This is a genomic window from Geomonas diazotrophica, from assembly GCF_018919385.1.
In the GTDB taxonomy this organism is placed as follows: Bacteria; Desulfobacterota; Desulfuromonadia; order Geobacterales; family Geobacteraceae; genus Geomonas; species Geomonas diazotrophica.
In genome coordinates, this window is the sequence record NZ_JAHLMF010000053.1 from 1 (window position 1) to 265 (window position 265).

The 265-nt window shown below is 54.0% G+C and carries 1 rRNA gene; it reads left to right on the forward strand.

The window, feature by feature from the left end:
- Positions 1-265: ribosomal RNA gene (locus KOM00_RS20520) — 16S ribosomal RNA — on the forward strand; the annotation flags it as partial.

Consider the following 265-nt stretch of genomic DNA (forward strand, 5'->3'; position numbering starts at 1 on the left):
CCAGACTCCTACGGGAGGCAGCAGTGGGGAATTTTGCGCAATGGGGGAAACCCTGACGCAGCAACGCCGCGTGAGTGATGAAGGCTTTCGGGTCGTAAAGCTCTGTCAGTAGGGAAGAAATGAGCTTGGCTAATATCCAAGTTTCTTGACGGTACCTACAAAGGAAGCACCGGCTAACTCCGTGCCAGCAGCCGCGGTAATACGGAGGGTGCAAGCGTTGTTCGGATTTATTGGGCGTAAAGCGCGTGTAGGCGGTTTCTTAAGT